Here is a 23082-nt window from a genome sequence, read left to right as displayed (position 1 = left end):
CACAGGGGTTGCGAGGTTTGACCCGCATCAACCCTTACGGAAGTGCGGAATCACCTTCTCGCCAATGTTCTTCAAAGTCTCCAGCTGCGCCCACTGCGGCACGGTGCCCATCTGGCAGATGAACAGGATTTCGTCGGCGCCGGCATCGATCAGGCGCTGCACGTAGCCGATGCAATCCTCGACGGTGCCGTAAGCATGGTTCGGGTTCATCATGGCCATGGTCGGGTCGGAGAAGTCGACGCTGACTTCTTCCGAGGCAAAGCGCGACTTGATCACGCTCTGGCCGTTGCCGTCGACGAAGGTGTCGTCCTTCCACTTCTCCGGGTCCGGACGCTCGCCACCGCCGTACCAGTAGCCCAGGGATTCCATGAAGTAACGCTGGCCACGGATACCGATGCGGCGCGCTTCTTCGTTATCTTCCAGCACGATGGCCGGGCACAGCGCGGCGATGTGACGATTAGGGCGGAAGCCCACTTGCTTCTTCTCGTCACGGTTGTCGTAGGCCGTGTGATACACCTCGACCTTCTTGGCGATTTCTTCCGGGCCACCGAAGCCCAGCACCAGCGCGCCCATGCCACGACCGCCGGCATTCTTCAGCGACTCGGTGTTGGTGCACGCCAGGTACATCGGTGGGTGCGGATCCTGGTAAGGCTTTGGATGGATCGGGCGCTTGGGGATCTGCACGAAGTCGCCGTTGTGCTCGATCTCGTCCTGCACGAACATTTTCGGGATCAGGTACATCATCTCGTCGATCTGCGGCTGCAAGGTCGCCAGGTCGTAGCCGAAGGTGCCGGCTTCCTGCTGGGTGCCGCCCTTGCCCACGCCAAAGTGCACACGGCCCTTGGACAGCAGGTCGAGGGTGGCGATGCGCTCGGCGACCTTCACCGGGTGGTTCATCGCCGGCGGCAGGCAGACCACGCCGTGGCCGATGCCGATGCGCTCGGTTTTACCGGCCACGAAAGCCAGCATGGTTTCCGGCGCGGACATGTGCGAGTAGTTGCTCAGCGCGGTGTGCTCCACGCACCAGAAGGTGTCGAAGCCGAGCTTGTCGGCCAGCACGGCCTGCTCGACGGTGTCTTCGAAAATCTTGCGGTCGCCTTCGCGGCTGGAGTCCACCGTCTGGGCTTCGTAAATCAGGGAAAATTTCATGGTTGATCCTTGTGCTTATTTGGATGCGCAGTCGGCGCCGTAGACCTTCGCCTTGCGCCCATGCTCGGGTATTGGCAGGGCGCTCGAATCACGCAAACGGACTAGCTGATTCGTGGCATCGCGTCAGAGGAAAAAGTCGCTGCTGTCCTGCCCCATGCTGACGCCGCCAAGGTTCCAGGCGTACTTGGCCGGGCTGTTGGCGACGTGGGCGCGACCGGTGTGAATGTCGCGGAACGCACGGTTGATCGGATGACTGCGGAAGATCGTCGAAGCACCGCTGTTGAACATCAGATCGCCAACGGCCTTGGCGCACTTGTCGGCCACCAGCGCCGAGTCGTAACGCATCTTCACCCGTTCAGGCATGCTCAACGCCTCCCCTTTCTGCGCGCGCTCCAGCATCAGGGCGAAGTTGCGATGCAACACGGTCTTGCACTCGTCGACGCAGACCATGGCATTGGCCAACGCCGATTGCGCAGCCGGGTCCTGGACCATCTTGCGCCCGTCATTGACCCCGACCCGGGCACGGTTGTGCTCGACAAACTGATCCACCGCGCCTTGCAGGGCACCGATGGCCGACGACGAAACCGCACGCACGAAAATCTGCCCGAACGGCAGGCGGAACAACGGTGCGGTGTTCACCGCATTGCCCGGACTGTTCTGCATGAAACCGTCGAACGCGCGATGGGTGCGGTACTCGGGAACGAAGGCGTTCTCCACCAGAATGTCGTGGGAACCGGTGGCTTCCAGGCCCATCACGTTCCAGTTGTCGAGAATCTGATAGTCGCTACGCGGCACCAGGAACGTCCGATAATCCGGCGCCCCGCCCGCCTCTGCCGACGGCACCAGCGCACCGAGGAACGCCCAGTCGCAATGCTTGCTGCCGGAAGAAAAACCCCAGCGACCGCTCAACTTGAAGCCACCCTCGACCCGCTCGACCTTGCCCACCGGCATATAGGAAGAGGAGATCAACACGCTGGAGTCGCTACCCCAGACATCCTGGGCCGCGCGGTCGTCGAACAGCGCCAATTGCCAGTTGTGGATCGCTACCACCCCCAGCACCCAGGCAGACGACATGCAGCCTTCGGCCAGGGTCATCTGTACGTCGAAGAAATCCTTGGGCTCCAGTTCATAGCCTTCCCAACGGGACGGTTGCAGGATGCGAAAGAACCCGGCGTCCTGGAAATCCTTCAGGGTTTCTTCAGGCAACTGCCCGGCTTGCGCGGCATTCAGGGCGCGCTCACGCAGGATCGGCACCAACTCGCGGGCACGTTGGCTCAGACGCTGGCGAATCAGGTCTTGGTTGAGCATTTTTATTGTTCTCCTTTGTTCACCCCATCCGCCGGGGCGCGCGTGCAACGGGGCGGGTGTAGCGCCCCTACACTGGCATTCAAACAATGCGCAAAGCGGCGGGCATCCCTCAAACGGACCATGTGGTTTTGGGACAACAGTTACTTGGGGTACATCTGAAAGAGGTGTGTTGGTTGGCAGGCCGCCATCGCCAGCAGGCTGGCTCCCACAGGGATTAGCGTCGTACACAAAATCAGTGAACAACCACCAACCCTGTGGGAGCCAGCCTGCTGGCGATGGGGCCGGCACATTCAACATTGAAATGGCCTGATGCCTAGTCCCCTCGGACGATGTTTGCGCTAGACGTCAGCGCAAGAATCCATCGCACTCCCCAACCAACAAAAAGGCCCAGTGCGATGAACGACGTCAATCTCAAAGCCGACATGCTCCAGGCCATGCGCCGCCTGGCCAAGTCAGTCACCATTATCAGCACCAGCAACGGCACCGAACGCTTCGCCATGGCCGCCACGGCCGTTGACTCCCTGAGCACCGAGCCGCCATCGCTGCTGATCTGCGTCAACAAGACCGCCTCGCCCCACGCCGCACTGGCGACCGGCGCCGACTTCTGCGTCAACATCCTCGGCGTCGAACAACAAGACCTGGCCAACCTGTGCAGCGGTGCAATCAAGGGCGAAGCGCGCTTCGACCGTGGCAACTGGCTGACCAGCCCCGGCGGTATTCCTTACCTGGGTGATGCGCAGTCGGCAATCCTCTGCCGCCAGGACGGCCACTTCAGCTACGGCACCCACACCGTGTTCATCGGGCGCATCCTGCAGATCCACACCACCGCCGAAATCACCCCGCTGGTCTACCTCGACGGCAGCTATACCACCACCGCCAAACCCGCACCTTCTCTCGCTGCTGCTGGCTGAGGCCCGAACATGGACAGCCTGAACCGGTTGACGGCGTTGCGAGTGAACAGCGCCGACCAGTTGCCATGGGACGACCGCTGCGACTTGCTGATCGTCGGGTTTGGCGGTGCCGGCGCCTGTGCCGCCATCGAAGCCAGTGCTCGCGGCTTGTCGGTGCTCGCACTGGATCGCTTCGAAGGCGGCGGCGCCACGGCACTCAGCGGTGGCGTGGTGTATGCCGGCGGCGGTACGCCGTATCAGCGTCAGGCTGGCTACGAAGACAGCAGCGAAGCCATGTTCAATTACCTGCGTCAGGAAGTCGGGGAAGCCGTCAGCGGCGAAACCCTAAAGCACTTCTGCGACGGCAGCCGCGAGCAACTGGCCTGGCTGGAGCGACAAGGCGCGGCCTTCGAGGCCAGCGTGCCACCGCATAAAACCTCGTACCCGAGCGACCAGTACTATCTCTATTACTCCGGCAACGAAGCCGTGCCGGCCTATGCCGCCAGCGCCAAGCCGGCGCCCCGTGGCCACCGCACCCAAGGCCCGGGCATGTCCGGTGCCAGCCTGTTCGCGCCGCTCAAGGCCAGCGCCTTGCGTCATGGCGCACGCCTGCGCAGCCAGTGCGAAGTACGGCGACTGGTGCTCGACCTCGACGACAAAGTCATCGGTGTTGAAGCCTGGCAACTGCCGTCGGGTAGCCGCGCCGCCAAACAACATGCGCGTCTGTCGCGCTGGGCCGCGGCCATTCATATGTACGCTCCGGCATTGGCCGACCGCTTGCGCGCCCGGCAGCGTCGCATCGAACAGAGCAGCGCCATTCGGCAATTGATTCGCGCCGAACGGGCGGTGCTGCTGAGCAGCGGCGGCTTTATCTTCAATCGCGATCTGGTGCGCCAACACGCGCCGCAATACCTGGCCGGCCTGCCGCTGGGCGCCACCGGGTGCAATGGCAGCGGCATCGCCCTGGGCCAGAGCGCCGGTGGCAGCGTGGCGCGGATGGACAAGGTCAGCGCCTGGCGTTTCATCAACCCGCCACTGGCCTGGGCCCGGGGACTGATCGTCAATGCCCGCGGACAGCGTTACGCCAACGAAGAAATCTACGGCGCGACCCTCGGCCACGCCATGGTCGAAGAACAGGAAGGCCGAGCCATTCTGGTACTCAACCGTGAGCTGGTGCGCGAAGCGCTGCGCCAGGTCGGCCCGGGCAAAGTCTGGAATTTCCAGCGCCTGCCGGTGCTGCTCAACCTGCTGTTCAACGCCAAGCGCAGCAACAGCCTGGCCGGGTTGGCCAAACGCTGCAACCTGCCGCCGGAACTGCTGCGCCAGAGTGTCGAACGCTATTCCCGCGCGGCACGCGGTGAGGTCGCCGACGAGTTCGGCAAGTCCGCCGCGATGCTCGCCAACCTCGACCAGGGTCCGTGGTACGCCCTCGACCTGTCTTTCGACAGCAAGCTCTTCCCCTGCCCGGTCATCACCCTCGGCGGGCTGAAGGTCTGCGAGGCCAGCGGACAGGTGCTGGACCACGCCGGCCAGCCAATAAACGGGCTCTACAGCGCCGGCCGTAACGCTGTCGGTGTCGCGTCCAACCTTTATGTCTCCGGCCTGTCATTGGCCGACTGCATCTTTTCCGGTCGCCGGGCTGCCGCCCACGTGGCCGACCAATTCGCACTTCAAACCGCACGATCAGGAGAACAACAATGCAACGTGTAGAAGGCAAAGTCTGCATCATCACCGGCGCCGCCAGCGGCATCGGTCGCCAAGACGCCCTGCTGCTGGCCCGCGAAGGCGCCAAAGTGGTGCTGACCGATCTCAACGAAGAGGCTGGCCGTCAGGTTGCCGCCGAGATCGGCAGCAACGCGCTATTCATCCGCCACGACATCGCCAGCGAAAGCGATTGGCAACACGTGGTCAAGACCACCGTCGAACACTTCGGCCGTCTCGATGTATTGGTCAACAACGCCGCGATCCTGGCCCTGGGCAGCATCGAAGACACCACGCTGGAACTGTGGCAGAAAGTGCAGAAGATCAACGGCGAAGGCTACTTCCTCGGCTGCAAGTACGCGATCCAGGCCATGAAGGAAACCGGCGGCGGCTCGATCATCAACATGTCGTCGGTGGCGGCCTTGGGCGCAATGCCGATGTTCTGTGCCTACTCGGCGTCCAAAGGCGCAGTGGCGGCGATGACCCGCTCCATCGCCTTGCACTGCAAGCAACAGGGTTACCGCATCCGCTGCAACAGCGTGCACCCCGATGGCGTGAACACGCCGATGACCCAGGCCCTGGCCGGTGGTCAACCGATCCCGCAGGAAGCGCTGGACCAGGACCCGATGAACCGAATGGCCGCGCCACGGGACATTGCCAACGTGGTGCTGTTCCTCGCCGCCGACGAGTCGCGATTCGTCAACGGTGCCGAGATCCGCGTCGACAACGCCCAGCTGATCAGCGGGCTCTGAGGTCGAGGTGAACATGGGCACGCAACAACAGAACCTGACCCCGGCCGAACACACGACGGGAAGTGTCTCATTGCAAGTGTGCGCGGTGATCGACGAGACCGCCGATGCGCGCTCGCTGGTGCTGGACGTACCGCCAACCCTGCGTGAGCGCTTTCGCTACAAACCGGGCCAGTTCCTGAGTTTTCGCGTGCCCTTGGCCGGCAAACTGTTGACCCGTTGCTATTCCATGGCCAGCTCGCCCCTCGCGGACGCGCTGCCCAAGGTCACGGTGAAACGGGTCGACGGCGGCCGGGTGTCGAACTGGATGAACGAAGTGCAGGTCGGCGACTGGCTGGAAGTACTGCCACCGGCCGGGCTGTTCTGCCTGGACCCGCAGGCGGACACCGAAAAGCCCCTGGTCCTGTTCGGGGGCGGTTCGGGCATCACCCCGGTGTTTTCCATTCTCAAATCAGTGCTGCACAGCAGTCGGCGGCCGATCAAGTTGATCTACGCCAACCGCGATGAAGCGTCGGTGATTTTCAAGGACGAGCTGTGCCGGTTGATCAAGGCGCATCCTGATCAACTGCACGTGGTGCACGTCCTCGATTCGGTGCAGGGTTTCCTGACGGACCATCAGGTCCGTCATCTGCTGCGCGGGTCGGCCGGCGGCGACTACTTCATCTGCGGGCCGGGACCGTTCATGGACACCGTGGAGCGCGCGCTGCTGGCACTGGGCGAAGCGGCCGAGCGGATCCATGTCGAACGTTTCGTCTCACCGCCGGACCCCGACGAACTATTGGCCGAAGAAGCCCTCGCCCGCGAGGCAGCGATGGGTTCGCAGTGCAAAGCGCTGATCGTCGAACTCGATGGCCAGCAACACGAAATTACCTGCCAGCCGGGCGACACCCTGCTGCAAAGTTGCAAGGCCGCCGGCCTGGATGTGCCGTCGTCCTGTGAAGAAGGTTTCTGCGGCGCGTGCATGTGTGTGGTCAAGGAAGGCGAGGTTCAGTTGGCACGCAACGATGTGCTGACGCCCAAGGAACTGGCCGACGGCTGGACCCTGGCCTGCCAGAGCCGACCAACCGGCGCCAAGGTACACCTGAAATTCCCCGATTGAAGATACGCATCCCCCTGTAGGAGCGAGCCTGCTCGCGATGGACGTCAACGATAACGCGCCCTATCTGAATGACCGCGGTGCCCGGGCGTTTTTCGCGAGCAGGCTCGCTCCTACAGTTGAAATGTGCCGGTCTTGAGATCTGTTGCTTAGTCTCATTGGACGATCACCCAGGCCCGGTCAGCGGTTAGACTCGGCCACAGCATTAGCCCACAACAATAAAGAGGTGCAGTTATGGCTCGTTTGCAGAATAAGGTCGCGGTGGTCACCGGCGGCGCTTCGGGGATCGGTCTGGCCTGCGTGCGCCGTTTCGCGGCCGAAGGCGCGCAAGTGGTCGGGCTGGACATCGGCAGCGCACCGGCAGACTTTCCCGGCCTGTTCATGACCCTGGACGTGCGCGACGAAGCGCAGGTGCAGCAGGTCATGCAAGAAGTCATCAACCGCTTCGGACGCATCGACGTGCTGGTCAATGCCGCTGGCGTCGCCGACCAGGGCAGCGTGACCCAGACCACCACCGCCAACTGGCAACGGGTAATGGACATCAACCTGACCGGCAGCATGCTCACCAGCAAGTACGCGCTGGCGTCGATGGTTGAACAACGCAATGGCTCGATCATCAACGTCGGTTCGATCTTCGGCCTGCAAGGCTGCGACGGCAACGTGGCCTACAACGTGTCCAAGGGCGGCATCAACCAACTGACCCGCTCGATGGCCATCGACTACGGCTACGCCAACGTGCGCGTCAACGGTTTGTGCCCGGGCCTGATCGAAACGCCGATGACCAGCATGGTCCGTGACAACGACGCGTTCCACGCCTTCTTCGCCTCGCAGCATATGCTCAGCCGCTCCGGGCAACCGGAAGAAGTGGCCAACGTCGCGCTGTTCCTGGCCTCCGACGAAGCGTCCTTTGTCAGCGGCCAGATGATCGCCGTGGACGGTGGTTTCTCCGCCGGTCGCCGTTTCGCCCCGCCCGCCCAGTAATTCGTTATCCGGCCGGGCGCCCTGCCCGGCCTACTCCCTTTTTCGCAACTGTCTTCTAATCGGGGAGGCCCCATGCCGCCTGTCGCCACCGCACTGACCATCGCTCAACTGTTCGCCAACGCTGCCCAGGCCTACGGCGATCGCCCGGCCATCAAGGACGCGGGCCTCGTCATCAGTTACCGACAACTGGACCAACTGCGCCGCCAGGCTGCCCGCGCACTGCTGGCCCTCGACGTACAGGTCGGGGACCGCGTGGCGGTCTGGGCACCCAACGTGTGGGAATGGATTGTCGCCGCCGGTGCCCTGCAAAGTGTCGGCGCCGCCCTGGTGCCGCTCAATACCCGGATGAAAGGCAGCGAGGCCGGCTACATCCTGCGAGAAAGCGGCACCTGCGTACTGTTTGCCATCGGCGAGTTTCTTGGTGCGGACTATCCCGGCATGCTGGCGTCCGAGGATCTGCCTGAGCTGCGCCACATCGTCAGCGTACGCGGTGCCAACTCAGGCACCCTGGCCTGGGAACGGTTTATGGACCTGGGGATCGACGTGCCGCACCTGGCCCTGCGTACCCGCGAACAGAGCGTTGGCCCGCAGGCCTTGTCCGACGTGCTGTTCACCTCCGGCACCACCGGCAAACCCAAAGGCGTGATGACCAGCCACGGCCAGAACCTGCGCATCGTGCGTGACTGGAGCGATATCGTCGGCTTGCGCGAGAGCGATCGCTACCTGATCGTCAATCCGTTCTTCCACTCCTTCGGCTACAAGGCCGGTTGGCTGGCGGCGTTGATGCGTGGCTGCACTCTGCTGCCGCAGCAAGTGTTCGACGTGCAGGCCGTGCTCGAATGCGTGCAACGGGAACGCATCACCGTGTTGCCCGGGCCACCGACGTTGTATCAGTCGTTGCTGGCCCATCCGCAGCGCAACGAATTCGACCTGAGTTCCTTGCGCGTGGCAGTGACCGGGGCGGCGGCGATTCCCGTGGAGATGATCCACCGCATGCGCGACGAACTGGGCTTCGCCACCATCGTCACCGCGTATGGCCTGACGGAAGTCTGCGGTTTCGCCACGATCTGCCGCGCCGGTGACTCTGCGGAACGGGTCGCCAACACCAGTGGCCGGGCGATGCCGGGAGTTGAAGTGCGTTGTGTCGGCAGCAGCGGTCGCAGCCAGCCGGCGAGCGTTCCCGGTGAAGTGCAGATTCGCGGCTACAACCTGATGCAGGGTTATCTGAACAACCCCGAAGCCAGCCAGGAAATTCTCGACGCCGACGGCTGGCTGCACACCGGCGACATCGGCATGCTCGACGAGCAGGGTTACCTGCGCATCACCGACCGCCTCAAGGACATGTTCATCACCGGCGGCTTCAATGTGTACCCGGCGGAGATCGAACAGTGCTTGCTGACCTATCCGGGCGTGGCCCAGGCAGCGGTGATCGGCATTCCCGATGAGCGCATGGGTGAAGTGGCGATGGCGTTCCTGCTGCCCGCACCAGGTGTGGAAATCGAACAGGCGCGGTTCCTCGCCTGGTGCCGCGAGCAGATGGCCAACTACAAGGTTCCGCGCCGGGTGCAGGTGCTGCAGAAGATGCCGATCAATGCGGCGGGCAAAGTGACCAAGAATGTGTTGCGCGAGTGGGCACTGCAGCCCGCAGACTAAACGCAATCCCTGTAGGAGCGAGCCTGCTCGCGATGGTGTGTCAGTCGACATCAATGCAACTGATAGACCATCGCGAGCAGGCTCGCTCCTACAATGTTCGAGGGTGTACACAGATTTCGCGTCCGACACAGATCAACTGTGGGATCGAGCTTGCTCGCGATAGCGTCAGGTCAGTCAACATAGATGTTGAATGTTCTGCCGTCATCGCGAGCAGGCTCGCTCCTACAGATTTTTGTGTATGACTGGACGGCTCAGACCACCCGCGCCGGATGCTGCTGGCGCGGGTTGCCGAGCATGGCGCGGTGGGACGGTGGCTGGCGGCCTTCGGCTTCACTGATGCCGTAGCCGGGGGCGATTTCGGCGGTGATCAGGGTCTGCCCGGACAACGCCATCAACTGTGGATCATTGAGCAAGGCATGAATCACCCGCCCGTTGAACTGTGGGGTTTCAGCGTGAGCCAGGAACGCCTGGTACTGCTCGCCATGCTGCTCGCCGGCAATCTTCGTGCGTTCGGTCAGTTGCGGGCCGAGCCACAGCGATAACGCCGCCACACCCTGCCCTTCGAAATCGATCGCCATGTCCGCCGCCAGCTTGTCGACCCCGGCCTTTTGCGCGCCGTACGCCGGGCCATGCATGTAGCACCCGGCACCGAATGACGAGGTAAAGCAAATCAGCCCCTGGGCACTTTTCAGCAACAACGGTGCCGCGTAGAAGCTGGCGATGTAAGCCGAGCGCAGACCGACGTCGAGAATGCGCACCAGCTCCAGCGGTTTGGCCCAGAACGGCCCCGGTTCGATCAACCGGTCATGGATGAACGCGGCGTTGTTGACCAGCAAATCCAGATGCCCGCTCTCTGCTTCAACGCGGGCAAACAGTGCCTGAACCTGCGCGTCATCGGCGTGGTCACAGACGACCGCGATACCGCGTCCACCGGCAGCGGTAACCGCAGCGGCGGTGTCCTGCAACGAGCCGCGCAAGGCATGCCCATACAAATTCGACCCGCCTTGCGCCGGAGCACGACCGGTGACATACACTGTCATGCCCGCCGCCCCGAGGGCCTGGGCAATGCCCTGCCCGACTCCGCGACTGGCGCCGGTCACTACGGCGACCTGTGGATGCTGGTTGTTCATTCGACACTCCCGAACAAGGTTTTCGCCGACGCGGTTTCGCTCTGGCGTTTGATGTGATTGGCGGCCAGGTAACCGAAAGTCATGGCCGGGCCGATGGTAGAACCGGCGCCCGGATAGGTGCGGCCCATCATTGAGGCGGCGCTGTTGCCGATGGCGTACAGGCCGTTGATCGGTTCGCCGTCTTCATGCAACACGCGGGCGTGCACGTCGGTCAGCAGGCCACCCTTGGTGCCGATGTCGCCGGCGTCGATGCGCACGGCATAGAACGGTCCCTTGAGCAACGGCGCCAGGCACGGATTGGGTTGCACGTTCGGGTCGCCGTAGTAGCGATCGAACAGCGATTCGCCCTTGTGGAAATCCTCGTCGACACCCTGCACCGCCATGCCGTTGAAACGCTGCACAGTGCGCACCAGTCCGGCGGCATCGACGCCGATTTTCGTCGCCAGTTCTTCCAGGCTCGACGCTTTTTGAAAGTAATCACGCAGATGCTCGGGCAATTGCCAATCGCGCTGGGCATAGCCCGGCAGCAACGCACCGCACGGGTATTTGCGGCGGAACTCGGCGTCAAACACCATCCAGCACGGCACGCTCGCGGCACCTTCGCGGTTATTGGCGTACATCGCGTAAACGATATCGGTATAGGGCGCGGCTTCGTTGACGAAACGCGCCCCCGCCGCGTTGACCATCACGCACCCCGGTAACGTACGTTCAACGAACAAGGCGCGCTGTTTTTCTTCCCCGCGCACGTAGGTGGTCGGCGCCCACCAGCTGTGCTCCATCAATGCGGTTCGTGCGCCAATGGCCTGACCCGCGCGGATACCGTCGCCGGTATTGTTCGGCGGCGTGGCGCTCCAGTTCACCTGGGACGGCTGCGGCAGGTACTGCTCGCGCATCGCCTGGTTACGCTCGAAACCACCGGCGGCAATGATCACCCCGTAACGCGCCTTGACGTTGAGCAACTGACCGTTGCGATTGACCCGCGCCCCGCCGACCCGGTCATCAACCAGCAATAGTTCTTCGAGCGCACAGTTGAGCCACAGCGACTTGCCGCGATCGAGCAACGAACAGCGCAAGGCGCCGATCAAGGCATTGCCCAAAGTCAGGAAGCGGTCGCGACGGGACAAGCGTCGGCCTTCGCGATCACGCCAGTAGCGCCACATCACCCGCAGGGTCAGGCGCAACCAGCCGGGCCCACGGCACAACAGCACTTGCGCCTCTTTCATGGTCATCGCCATGCGCCCCATCATCAGGGTGCCGGGGGACGGTGCGCGCATGCGCAGGAATTCTTCGCCGAGTTCGGCGGCATCGAACGGTTGCGGATCCATCGAGCGATAGCCCGGTTTGCCGCCCTCGACTTCCGGGTAGTAATCGGCGTAGCGCGGTTGCGCCTCGAAGCGCACACGGGTGTGTTGTTCCAGGTACTCGACCATCTCCCGACCGTGCTCGACATAGGCTTCGATGCGCCCGTCATCGATCTCGCCATGGGTCACGGCGCGGATGTAGGCAATCGCTTCGGCCGCCGAATCACTGCCGCCGATCGCATTGATCCGGTGGTTGTTGGGGATCCAGATGCCGCCGCCGGACACCGCCGAGGTACCGCCGTACTCGCCGCTCTTTTCGATCAGCAGCGCATTGAGGCCCAGGTCGTGGGCGCGCAGCGCAGCGGTCATGCCCCCGGCTCCCGAGCCAATCACCAACACATCACAGCACTCATCCCATTTGATCCCGGCAGCGTTCATGCGATCACCCTTGTTCAGCGCCCATCAGGCAGAAACCGCCACCGCCGGATCTTCGCCCGGTGCAGTCGGTCTCGGGATTGTTCGCCGCGCGCGCCGGGTGTTCATCGTCCGATAAGACTAAGGCCAGGCCTGGGGCCGCCCCGTACAAATCGCTTAGTCCGCTTGGACGATGTTGCGCGCAAGTCGTGACTCCATAGTCGCCCACAGCACCAATCACCCCCCTGAAATGCAGGTCGGGCAGGTCTGACCTGGGCCATGAGGACGACATGATAAAAACAATAATCGCCCCACCAACACAGCACCCTCGCACACAGCTTGTTCTATTGATGCTGGCTGGTGGACTTAGCGCTCACGTTAACGCCATGAGCTTTCAGCCAAGCGAAGACTTGAGCATCGACTGGGACACCACACTGACGTACAGCCTCGCCTGGCGGACCGAGTCTCGCGATCACAAACTGACTGCCAATGCCAACGGCAACGACGGCGACAACGCGTTCGACAAAGGCAGCCTGATCAACAACCGCAGTGGCTTTCTCACCGAAGCCAACATCAAGTGGCAGGACGACTACGGCGTGTTCGTCCGGGCGACGGGCTTCTACGACAACGTCTACGATCAGGACAACGACAACACCACCGGCACTTCCAACTGCTTCGCCGGCGGCCATTGCAGCAAGCCTGACCGCTTCTCCCAGGACACCATCGACCAGCACCGCAATGAACTGCGCATGCTCGATTACTACGCCTATGGCACCTGGGACCTGGGCGGCCATGCCTTCAACGCGCGCCTAGGCAACCAGGTGGTGAGCTGGGGTGAAAGCCTGTTCTATCCGGGCATTTCCGCGGCCCAGAGCCCGGTGGACGCGACCAAGGCGACCACCCCCGGCGTCGAGGTCAAGGAAATCCTGCTGCCGGTCGGCCAGCTGTTCACCCAGTTCGCCCTGACCGAAAGCCTGGGTATCCAGGCCTACTACCAATACAAGTGGGAAAAGACCGAGCTGTTCGGCGTGGGTAGCTACTTCTCCACCACCGACTTCATCGACGAGGGCGGTTTCAACGACGCCTCCGGTTTTGTCACCCGTCTGAAGGACGACAAGCCAAGCGACAGCGGCCAGTACGGTGTGGCCTTCACCTACGCCGCCGAGTCGCTGAACAACACCGAGTTCGGCCTCTTCTATTCGCGCTATCACGACAAGACGCCGTCGCTGGATTTCGCGACGAACCTGGGCCGCTACCAGGTGCGCTACTTCGACAACATCGACCTGTTCGGCGCGAGCTTCGCCACCGTGCTGGGCGACGTCAGTTGGGCCGGTGAAGTCAGCTACCGCGACGGCACGCCGGTGATGGTCGACAACGGTTTCTCCAGCCCCGTGCGTGGCAAGACCGTGCAAGCGCAAACGTCGATGATCTACGTGCTCGGCCCGACCGCCTTCGCCGACAACACCAGCCTGACCGGCGAGCTGGTCTACAACACCGTGGTCAGCAACGACAAGTCGCAGCCGGTGACCCTGGCGCCGGGCTTCGCGCTGCCGGGAACCGACAGCCTGGTCTACGACCGCGATGCCTGGGGCTACACGGTGCAGGCGAACTTTGACTACAACGACGTGTTCAGCGGATGGGACATGTCGGTGCCTGTCACCTTCAGCGCCGCCGCTCACGGCGACAGCTCGATGGTCGGCTCGATCAACGCCGGCCAGAACGATAACCGCGCCAGCATCGGCAGCTCGTGGCGCTACCTGGGCAACTTCACCGTCGAGGCCCGTTACAACGCCTACCTCGGCAGCGCCAACAACAGCCCGTTGGCCGACCGCGACAACGTCGCGCTCAACTTCAAGTACCGGTTCTGATTCCCCTGTCGGAGGAGCACAGCATGTCCAGATTCACCCAAACCTTACTGAGCACGGCATTGACCGTCGGCTTGCTCGGCAGTGGCCTGGCCTACGCCAAGGTCAGCCCCGAAGAAGCCGCCCGCCTGGGCCAGGACCTGACCCCGATGGGCGCGGAAAAAGCCGGCAACGCCGACGGCAGCATCCCGGCCTGGTCCGGCAAATGGCTCGGCCTGCCGCCAGGCCTCAAGTTTGACGGCCCCGGTACGCCATACCCGGACCCCTATGCCGCGGAAAAACCGTTGTTCGTGATCGACTCGAAGAACATGGACAAGTACGCCGAGAACCTCACCGACGGCCAGAAAGCGTTGCTCAAGCGCTACCCTGACACCTTCAAGATCCCGGTGTACCCGAGCCACCGCGACTTCCGCGTTGACCCGAAACTGGTCGAGGCGGTCAAGCACAACGCCGTCAACGCCGAGCTGGCCAACGACAACAACGACACGAAAAACGCCTGGGCCGGTTCACCGTTCCCGATTCCCAAGAACGGCAGCGAGTTGATGTTCAACCACACCCTCGCCGGCCGCGCCGCCGCCGAAGAGGCCAACTACCGGCAGGCCGTGGTGTACTCCAACAAGGAGCGGGTACTCGAAGAGGTCAACTACAAGATCTTCTCGATCTGGTCCAACCCGGACCGAACCCTGGAGACATCCAACGGCATTCTCACCAACTTCCTGATCACCACGCTGGAACCGGTGCGCAAGAAAGGCGAGATCGTCGTCGGTCACGAGTTCATCAACCCGACCGCCTCCCCGCGTCAGGCCTGGCAGTACAGCCCGGGTCAGCGCCGGGTGCGTCGCGCGCCGACCGTGGGCTACGACTCGCCGACCGGCGCCGGCGGTTTCCGCGTGTACGACGAAGACCGTTTGTTCAACGGTGCCCCGGACCGCTACAACTGGACCATCGTCGGCAAAAAGGAAATCTACATTCCTTATCACAACTACAAGATCGATGATCCGAGCGTAAGCACCGATCAGATTCTGGCCACCACCGGCCATATCGATCCGCAGTACATGCGCTATGAAAAACACCGCGTCTGGGTGCTGCAAGCCACCCTCAAGGAAGGCGCCCGCCACGTGTACGCCAAGCGTGTGATGTACCTGGACGAGGACACCTGGGCCGCGACCCTGGCCGACAACTACGACAGTCGCGGCCAACTCTGGCGCACCAACATGCAGACATCGATCTACGCCTACGAGATGCAGCGTTACCATGCTCGCCTCGGGGTCTATCACGACCTGATCGCCGGTTCGTATCTGGTTGACCGGATGCTGATCGATCAGAAACCGGCGAAGCTCAACGCCACCGCCTTCACCGAAGACGAGTTCACCCCTGGCAACCTGCGCAAACTCGGCACCCGCTAAACTCACCGCGCCCCGACCGAATCATTCGGTCGGGGCGTTGTGCTTTGTAAAATCCGCTCCATCCACGGAAGACTTCTTCATGAACAAGCTCGTCACCGGCATCATCGCCATGGCCAGCGTTGGCCTGTCGCTGCAAGCCAACGCCCTGAACCTCCTGCTGACCAACGACGATGGCTGCCGCGCACCCGGCATCGATGCGATGTACCGCGCCCTGACTGCTGCCGGGCATAAAGTCACCCTGGTCGGCCCGTTGAACGACAGCAGCGGCATCAGCGCCGCCAGCGTGGTCGTACCTGGCCAGGCCCTGGCGGTGACCGAACTGGCGCCGGGCAAATTTTGCGTCGGGCCACCGCAGGGCTACACCCCGCCAGCCGGCAAGACGTCCGCCATCGGCACGCCGGTGGATGCAGTCAACGTCGGCCTCGATGTGATCCTCAAGGATTCGCCGCCGGACCTGGTGGTATCGGGCAGCAACTTTGGCGAAAACGTCGGCCCGCTGACGCAGATGTCGGGCACCCTCAACGCCGCCGTTCGTGCCATGTTCAAAGGGGTTCCAGCCGTGGCGGTGTCAACGGCCATTGACATGGACCTGATCATCCGCGACCAACAGGCCGGCTACCGCAAGACCCTCGGCGCCATGGACGACACGGCGCGCTTTGCCGTGAAGGTGATCGAACAGGCGAGCCTGACCGGCGCCGAAGCCAGACAGGCCTGCGCCAAAAGCAAACACTCGTGTGAGCTGAACGTGCTCGGCCTGCCAGGCGTCAACGGCCTGAACCTCAACTACCCGCCCCTGAAACCCGATGAAGTCAAAGGCGTGAGCTTTGCGCCGATCGGCAACTGGGATCGGGTGAACTTCACCTCACAGCGCGGCGCCGACGGCGTGGTCCACGTCAACCTGGCCCCACCGTCGACACCGACCGAAGTCCAGCAAAAGGCCGATGCCTATCAACTGTGGCAAGGCCACGCGGTCATCACCGTGATCGACGGCAACATGACCGCGCCGCAGGCAGTGCAGGATCAGGCGAAGGAGATGTTGCAAGGCATCAAGCCTTAAACCGACGCATATCGACCGGCAAGTTCAACTCGACGTCTCTTGTTTCTGAATGACTCGTAGGACATTTCCTGTTCGTACCCGGACACCTTGAATTCCGTCGCTGCCCCGTTAGTTTGCGCTAGCCCGGCTCACACCCGAGCCAGTGCAAACCATCGAGCAGCAGCGCCTCCCTCACCGGGGGTGCCAAGGACACGGAGTTCGAATCATGGCTGAAGGATATTTTATTTGTCTGGGCGACTGGACCAGCTGCGGTGGCAAGGTGCTGGACGCCAAAGCAGACGTCGCGATGTTCGACGTCGCCCTTGCGTGTGAGGGCGATCCGGTTTCCTGTGGCGCGAACAACAATATTTACGTGATCCTCGGCGGTGTCCCGAGTATCGACAGCGACGGAAGACTGGTGGCCGGTACTCTGGACAGCTACAGCAGTTGCCCCTGCAGCGCCAGGCTGATCCCTTCGATACTCGATACCACTTATGAGTCCAGCGATGACGCTGAGGCACTGACTTCCAAAACAGTCGCACAGCCGGCAACTTACGCTCCTGCCTATTATTCAACGACCGCACGGGCACCGGTCTCCCCAAAACCGCCATCGGGATGGGTGCAGAAACAGCCGACACCCAACAAAATCGGCATTGCACTGCGCATTGGCGTGTTTTTCGACGGTACTGGAAATAATGCCGACAACACCGCACTCGGGCTGGCTTGCGGGGCCCACCATGCCATCCTGCCTGAAGACCTGGAGGCCAGTTGCAAGCCGTATATGAGTGATCCGGGGAGTAGTTATGGGAATGATGTGACCAATGTGGCAAAACTCTGGGACCGCTACCTGGAGTCGAATGAGCTCCAGGATGATGCACGGAGCAGGTCGGTACAGCGCAAGCTTTATGTTGAGGGTATCGGTACGCGGGCCGGTGAAAAGGACAGCCTGATGGGGTCCGGAACAGGTCGAGGTGAGTCTGGTGTTGTTGGGCGAGTTCAGCAGGCGATAAATGATCTGGCCGGTCTCATTGATAGAGCTGTTCGTGAAAACCCGGACGGCGAAATCACCTCACTGACCTTCGACACCTTCGGCTTCAGTCGCGGTGCAGCCGCTGCCCGTCACTTCGCCAATGAGGTGGCGCTGAGCAGTCAGGGACTGCTGCAAAGGGTTCTGATCAACAATGCACAGGGCTTCAGTCGCCAGTTCCTGGGGCAGTATCACCGCGACATCCATATGGGGTTTATCGGTCTGTTTGACACCGTCGCCTCCATTGCCGGTATCAGCAACCTGGGCAATGTCCAGAGTTCGGTCGCTCCGGGTTTGCGCCTGCATCTGCCTCGATCCCTGTTTTTCGATGTAGTACATCTGGTAGCCCGCGATGAGCATCGCGCCAATTTCCCCTTGAGCCGGGTCGCACCCGACCATCCAGAAATTGCCTTGCCCGGGGTGCACTCGGACATCGGTGGCGGCTACCTCGCCGAAGCCCAGGAACGCGTACTCGTTGGCCCGATGCAGGGTTTGACCGTAGCCCAGGGCACGGATGTCAGGAGCACGTCGATCTACCGTGTTGCGCGGCAGCACAGGGCCAACATGATTGCCCAGGGTTGGCCGGCCGACATGCTGGAAATTGTCACCCCCGAGCCAAGGCTGCTGCCCCCCGACCTGCAGGACCGTGCAAGCGCGCGGGAGCAACGGGTTTACGCTGGCTTGCAACTTACGCGCTCGGTCCGGGGCGAGCTGTCGCGAGTCTACCTGCGACTGATGCACGAACTAGCCAGGCAAAAAGGTGTGAGGTTTAACGATCTTGATGAGCATGACCCTCAATACAGCCTTCCGATAGAACTCCAAGCGCTATGCGACAGGTTTGTTGCCGGTGCCTACCACGTTATGCCAGCCGAAGAACGCATGCTCAAGCACAGCTACATCCACACATCGGCACACTGGAATCACCCGCTGGATAAAACCGGGCAACGCGAAGCCAGGCTTCTGTACATCAATGCGCCCACCGCCGATGCCGTACGTGTGCAGCACCCTCACGCACCACGCGGAGGTCAGGGATGATGAAAAAATGGGTGACCCTCATAGGCCTTTTATTCCTCGGCGGTTGCCAGGCCACCGACCCGCTGTCAGCTGAGCACGACCCGCACTCGCCCTGGTGGAGCATCGCATTTCAGGGGCCGTCATACATGCTTGGGGAGGTTGAGTTGCGTATTGTCGAAGATATCAACGGTCAATTCTTCCGTCGCCCCGGGGGAGGTTCCATAGGGACCGCTACTCCTGAAGACGGCACCGAATCCGCTCGCGGTTGGCCGAGAGTGATTGCAGGAAGCGTCATGCCCGTGACCGGCGCCGCACTGCCCAAGCGCATCTTTGTCCGCTGGCAATCGGTCGTCGAACCCCAAACCTACAAGGTCTGGGTCGACATCCCCGAGCAAGCGCGCGAGATCATGCGCATATCCATCAGTCGACGCTGCCCGGACACCCTTCGATCCCCCTACCGGGCCTCTCTGATTCTGGGCCTGGCCCCGGGCGGTGTGGTGCAGGTATGGGTGCGCGACAGCTGTCATGACGCAATCAAGGTCGCCCGGGCTCAGGCCGAGGTCGAGCCCTTGGGTCCGCATCTGGGTAAGTCCAATGGACACTACTACCCACAATCCGAGAAATCGAAGCGCTACATCGAACGCTACGGCATCCCCTATGGCAGTTGGTAACCCTCCACTGCCACTCCGAGGCCAAGGATGATGAAAAGATTGATGGCCCTCATGGGCCTTTTACTCATCGGCGGTTGTCAGGCCACCGACCCGCTGTCAGCTGAGCACGACCCGCACTCGCCTTGGTGGAGCATTGATTTTCAAGGGCCGTCGTACATGCTCGGCTGGGTCGAAAACAGTACTGCAGAAGATATAAACGGCAAATTCTTCAACAATCATATGGGAGGAGTAATCGGGACTGACACCGCATTGGAGGGCTCGGAGGCTGCTCGTGGCTGGCACCGGGTCGGAGGGAATGTCAGGCCCGTGACCGGCGCCGCACTGCCCAAACGCATCTACGTCCGCTGGCAATCAATCGTCGAACCCCAAACCTACAAGGTCTGGGTCGACATCCCCGAGCAAGCGCGCGAGATCATGCGCACCTCCATCAGTCGACGCTGCCCGGACACCCTTCGATCTCCCTACCGGGCCTCGCTGACTCTGGGCCTGGCCCCGGGCGGCGTGGTGCAGGTGTGGGTGCGCAATAGCTGTCATGACGCAATCAAGGTCGCCCGGGCTCAAGCCGAAATCGAGCCCTTGGGGCCGAGCCAAGGCAAGAATGAAGGCCGGTACGCCTACACACTCGACGAGAAAGTTCAGCGCTACATCGAACGCTACGGCATCCCCTATGGCAGTTGGTAACCCTGCGCTGCCACTCCGAGGCCAAGGATGATGAAAAGTCTGGCAGACGACGCCCGGCGCACGCCCTCTCCCACCGGTTTATGGGCTTGCATTAGCCTATCGGTTGAAACGGCACGAATTCCGTCACTTCCAGGTCGAACCCGGACACGGCCTTGTACGGTACCGGCGAGCTCATCAAGCGCATTTTGCGTACATTCTGGTCGCGCAGGATCTGTGCGCCGATGCCCAGGGTTCGTTGTGGAAACTGTGGTGTGCGCTGCTTGCCGCCACTGCGCTGGCGCAACTGTTCAAGCACACCGTCGGCGCTTTCCTTTTGGGCCAGTAACACCAGAACGCCGTTACCGGCGGCGGCGATGCTCGCCAGTGAGCGATCCAGGCTCCACTGCTGCGCCCCGCTTTCGCTTTCACACCCCAGCACATCGCGCAACGTCTCGATGCCTTGCACCCGCACCAGCACCGGTTGCGTGCTGTCGATCCGGCCCTTGACCAGCGCCAGGTGCAGCGAGCCCTGGTAGGTGTCCTGATAGGTCGTCACGCGGAACTCGCCGTGGCGGGTATGCAAGGGATATTCGCCGCCGCGCTCGATCGTGCCTTCATGCAGGATGCGGTAGTGAATCAGGTCGGCGATGGTGCCGATGCGCAGGCCATGCCGATGGGCAAATTCATGCAGCTCGGCACCACGGGCCAGTTCGCCGTCCTCGTTGAGAATGCCCACCAGGGTTGCCGCCGGTTGCAGTCCCGCCAGGCGCGTCAGGTCGCACGCGGCCTCGACATGTCCGGCCCGCTGCATCACGCCACCGGGCAAGGCCTGCACCGGGAAGATATGCCCCGGCTGCACCAGGTCCGTCGGAACGCTGGCCGGGTCGACCGCGACCTGGATCGAACGCGCCCGGTCCGCCGCCGAGATGCCGGTGGACACCCCGGTGGCGGCTTCGATCGAGCGGGTAAACCCCACGCCATGTTGCGCCCGGGAGTTGGGCACCATCAGGTCCAGGCCCAGCGCACGGCAGCGCTGCTCGGTCAGGGCCAGGCAAATCAGCCCGCGCGCCTGCACCGCCATGAAGGTGACGGCCTCGGCCCCGGCTTTTTCGGCGGCCATCAGCAATGAGCCTTCGCCGTTGTGTTCGTCGTCGGTGATCACCACCATCTGACCTGCACCAATGGCCTCGATCAGTTGCGGTACCGTGTTGAAAGCCAGGCCGCTCATTTGAGCGCCCCGCGCAGGTCGGTCGCCGCATCGGACAAGGCGCGTGCCGCCCCTTCGACAAATGCAGCCATGCTGATAAAACCGTGGATCATGCCGTCACAACGCTGTACCCGCACAGGCACACCGGCCTCGCGCAAGCACTCGGCCATTGCCTCGCCTTCATCACGCAACGGGTCGAATTCGGCGGTGATCAGGGTCGTTGGCGGCAATCCCGCCAAGCTCTCGGCGCGCAGTGGCGAGGCCAAAGGATCATCCGCCTGCCCGACGTCTTGCAGATATTGCTGCCAGAACCAGCGCATCATCCCGGCGGAAAGCAGATAGCTTTCGGCAAAGTCTTCGAAGGACTGAGAGTCGCAACCTGCGTCGGTAACGGGATAGAACAGACACTGATAGCTGATTTTCGGCCCCCGGCGCTGTACCGCCAACTGACTGACCGCCAGCGCCAGATTGCCTCCGGCGCTGTCCCCGGCCAAGGCCAGTCGACTGCCATCGACCCCAAGTTCGGCGGCATGTTCGACCAGCCAGCAGGTGGCCGCATAACAATCGAGGGGCGCCGCCGGGAACGGGTTTTCGGGGGCCAGTCGGTAGGCAACGGACACCACCACCGCCTCGGTCTGGCGGGCCAGCGAGCGGCAGAGATTGTCGTGGGTATCGAGATTGCCCATGACAAATCCGCCGCCATGGAAAAACACCAGCAATGGCAGATCAGGTTGTTCCGATGGCCGGTACAGGCGTGCGTCCAGTTCACCGTCCGCGCCGGCCACCCGCAGGTTGCGCACCTCGCTCATCGGTTCGCCGGGGATCGCCGGTAGCAGGTTGTCGGAGAACTGCCGGTACTGAGCCGCATCGACCAGACTGAAATCGGGCTCAGGGATGTCGCGAAACTGCTGGAGAACCCCAGCGATCTGCTTATCGAGCGGCATGGGCATCGTCCTCTATATCGGCCATTTGGAACTGCGGATTGGTCTCGCCCAGAATGCTTTGGACCCGACGCTCAAGGGCCGGCTTGAAACCCTTGTGGGGCAGGATCCAGAAACGCTTTTGCGCGACGGCGGCGAACACCTGCGCGGCCAGCTCCGCCGGGGTCATGCCCTGGCGAATGGTGCTGTCGAGCAGTTGACTGAAGTCGGATCCGGCAGTGTCCACCACCTGGTTCGAGGCCATGATTTCACTGGCCACCGGCCCCGGGCACAGCACCGACACCGACACTGGTGCACCGATCATTGCCAGTTCGTAATGCAGGGTTTCCGAGAGCGCGACCACGGCCTGCTTGGTCACGTTATACGGCGCCATCAACGGGCTGCTGACCAGCCCGGCAAGGGATGCGGTGTTGATCACATGGGCCGCCCGGCCCTGGCTGAGCAACAGCGGCACAAAACTGCGAATGCCGTTGATCACGCCATTGAGGTTGACGTCGAGCATGCGCTGCCATTGCGCCTCGGTGATTTCCCAGCTGAAGCCGGTTTGCATCACCCCGGCGTTGTTGAACAGCAGGTCGACCCCGCCAAAGTGCTCGACAGCTCGGTCACGCAGGCGCTCGACCTGCTTCGCATCACCGACATCGGTGACGCAGGCAATCGCTTGCACACCGCGAACCTTCAATTCGTCGCACAGGGCTTGCAGGCCCGCTGCATCCCGATCCGCCAGCACCAGGCGCATGCCCAGCGTCGCCGCGTGTTCGGCCAGGCCACGGCCGATACCACTGGCGGCCCCGGTAATCACCGCTACCGGCCCTTGCTCATTACTCATCGCCAACTCCTGCCATGGGTCCAATGGCACCAGTAGAGCGGGCCTACTTAACGC

Annotated in this window: 19 protein-coding genes; 12 read left to right on the top strand and 7 right to left on the bottom strand. The window is 62.5% G+C overall.

Annotated features, from left to right (window positions below):
• Positions 1-27: 27 nt before the first annotated feature.
• On the bottom strand, positions 28-1149 hold the full coding sequence (locus BSF44_RS16110) for an LLM class flavin-dependent oxidoreductase (RefSeq protein WP_095944346.1): 1122 nt from the start codon (positions 1147-1149) through the stop codon (positions 28-30).
• Positions 1150-1272: 123 nt separating this feature from the next.
• Complete coding sequence (locus BSF44_RS16105; protein WP_095944345.1) at positions 1273-2457, bottom strand: flavin-dependent monooxygenase; 1185 nt, start codon at positions 2455-2457, stop codon at positions 1273-1275.
• A gap of 395 nt (positions 2458-2852) precedes the next feature.
• On the opposite strand from BSF44_RS16105, the gene BSF44_RS16100 reads away from it, so the two are divergent.
• From BSF44_RS16100 to BSF44_RS16075, 6 genes are all read left to right on the top strand, one after another.
• Positions 2853-3368, top strand: a complete 516-nt coding sequence (locus BSF44_RS16100) for a flavin reductase family protein (RefSeq protein WP_057714069.1) — start codon at positions 2853-2855, stop codon at positions 3366-3368.
• Positions 3369-3377: 9 nt separating this feature from the next.
• The gene (locus BSF44_RS16095; protein WP_095944344.1) at positions 3378-5057 is read left to right on the top strand and encodes an FAD-binding protein; all 1680 of its coding nucleotides are present in this window, start codon (positions 3378-3380) and stop codon (positions 5055-5057) included.
• The gene (locus BSF44_RS16090; RefSeq protein WP_095944343.1) at positions 5045-5800 is read left to right on the top strand and encodes a glucose 1-dehydrogenase; all 756 of its coding nucleotides are present in this window, start codon (positions 5045-5047) and stop codon (positions 5798-5800) included. Before BSF44_RS16095 ends, BSF44_RS16090 begins: the two co-directional genes overlap by 13 nt.
• A 13-nt stretch (positions 5801-5813) precedes the next feature.
• On the top strand, positions 5814-6896 hold the full coding sequence (locus BSF44_RS16085) for a ferredoxin--NADP reductase (protein ID WP_095944342.1): 1083 nt from the start codon (positions 5814-5816) through the stop codon (positions 6894-6896).
• A gap of 231 nt (positions 6897-7127) precedes the next feature.
• Entirely contained in the window at positions 7128-7874 is a 747-nt protein-coding gene (locus BSF44_RS16080) for an SDR family NAD(P)-dependent oxidoreductase (protein ID WP_095944341.1), read from the top strand.
• Between the two features lie 72 nt (positions 7875-7946).
• On the top strand, positions 7947-9527 hold the full coding sequence (locus BSF44_RS16075; RefSeq protein ID WP_095944340.1) for a FadD3 family acyl-CoA ligase: 1581 nt from the start codon (positions 7947-7949) through the stop codon (positions 9525-9527).
• 251 nt (positions 9528-9778) lie between these two features.
• Here BSF44_RS16075 and BSF44_RS16070 read toward each other — a convergent pair whose 3' ends face one another.
• Together BSF44_RS16070 and BSF44_RS16065 are read right to left on the bottom strand one after the other, a co-directional pair.
• Complete coding sequence (locus BSF44_RS16070; RefSeq protein WP_095944339.1) at positions 9779-10657, bottom strand: SDR family NAD(P)-dependent oxidoreductase; 879 nt, start codon at positions 10655-10657, stop codon at positions 9779-9781.
• Entirely contained in the window at positions 10654-12396 is a 1743-nt protein-coding gene (locus BSF44_RS16065; protein ID WP_095944338.1) for an FAD-binding protein, read from the bottom strand. The genes BSF44_RS16070 and BSF44_RS16065 overlap by 4 nt, the downstream gene beginning before the upstream one ends.
• Positions 12397-12662: 266 nt before the next feature.
• Between BSF44_RS16065 and BSF44_RS16060 the strand changes: the two genes are divergently transcribed.
• The 6 genes from BSF44_RS16060 (at position 12663) to BSF44_RS16035 (ending at position 20072) form a co-directional block, all read left to right on the top strand.
• Complete coding sequence (locus BSF44_RS16060; protein WP_095944337.1) at positions 12663-14240, top strand: DUF1302 domain-containing protein; 1578 nt, start codon at positions 12663-12665, stop codon at positions 14238-14240.
• 23 nt (positions 14241-14263) lie between these two features.
• The gene (locus BSF44_RS16055; protein WP_095944336.1) at positions 14264-15643 is read left to right on the top strand and encodes a DUF1329 domain-containing protein; all 1380 of its coding nucleotides are present in this window, start codon (positions 14264-14266) and stop codon (positions 15641-15643) included.
• 79 nt (positions 15644-15722) lie between these two features.
• A complete protein-coding gene (surE, locus tag BSF44_RS16050; protein WP_095944335.1) occupies positions 15723-16700 on the top strand; it encodes a 5'/3'-nucleotidase SurE in 978 nt (325 codons plus the stop codon).
• A gap of 205 nt (positions 16701-16905) precedes the next feature.
• Positions 16906-18741: a phospholipase effector Tle1 domain-containing protein gene (locus BSF44_RS16045; RefSeq protein WP_256589088.1), complete on the top strand. Its 1836-nt coding sequence runs from the start codon at positions 16906-16908 to the stop codon at positions 18739-18741.
• Positions 18741-19391 (top strand): DUF2931 family protein, encoded by a 651-nt coding sequence (locus BSF44_RS16040; protein ID WP_095944380.1) that lies wholly within the window; start codon positions 18741-18743, stop codon positions 19389-19391. The genes BSF44_RS16045 and BSF44_RS16040 overlap by 1 nt, the downstream gene beginning before the upstream one ends.
• Before the next feature lie 30 nt (positions 19392-19421).
• Positions 19422-20072 carry a DUF2931 family protein gene (locus BSF44_RS16035; protein WP_095944334.1) on the top strand — a complete coding sequence of 217 codons (651 nt, stop codon included), beginning with the start codon at positions 19422-19424 and terminating at the stop codon, positions 20070-20072.
• A gap of 91 nt (positions 20073-20163) precedes the next feature.
• Here BSF44_RS16035 and BSF44_RS16030 read toward each other — a convergent pair whose 3' ends face one another.
• Genes BSF44_RS16030 through BSF44_RS16020 form a run of 3 tightly spaced genes read right to left on the bottom strand, consistent with a single transcriptional unit; the run spans position 20164 to position 23028 of the window.
• Complete coding sequence (locus BSF44_RS16030; RefSeq protein ID WP_095944333.1) at positions 20164-21279, bottom strand: 3,4-dihydroxy-2-butanone-4-phosphate synthase; 1116 nt, start codon at positions 21277-21279, stop codon at positions 20164-20166.
• The gene (locus BSF44_RS16025) at positions 21276-22202 is read right to left on the bottom strand and encodes an alpha/beta hydrolase (RefSeq protein WP_095944332.1); all 927 of its coding nucleotides are present in this window, start codon (positions 22200-22202) and stop codon (positions 21276-21278) included. The genes BSF44_RS16030 and BSF44_RS16025 overlap by 4 nt, the downstream gene beginning before the upstream one ends.
• A complete protein-coding gene (locus BSF44_RS16020; protein ID WP_095944331.1) occupies positions 22189-23028 on the bottom strand; it encodes an SDR family NAD(P)-dependent oxidoreductase in 840 nt (279 codons plus the stop codon). The genes BSF44_RS16025 and BSF44_RS16020 overlap by 14 nt, the downstream gene beginning before the upstream one ends.
• Positions 23029-23082: the final 54 nt, after the last annotated feature.

Origin of the sequence: Pseudomonas sp. ACN8 (assembly GCF_002303925.1) — a bacterium.
In the GTDB taxonomy this organism is placed as follows: Bacteria; Pseudomonadota; Gammaproteobacteria; order Pseudomonadales; family Pseudomonadaceae; genus Aquipseudomonas.
The sequence above is the reverse complement of the archived record's forward strand: the minus strand, read 5'-3'. Positions and strand labels throughout refer to the sequence as shown.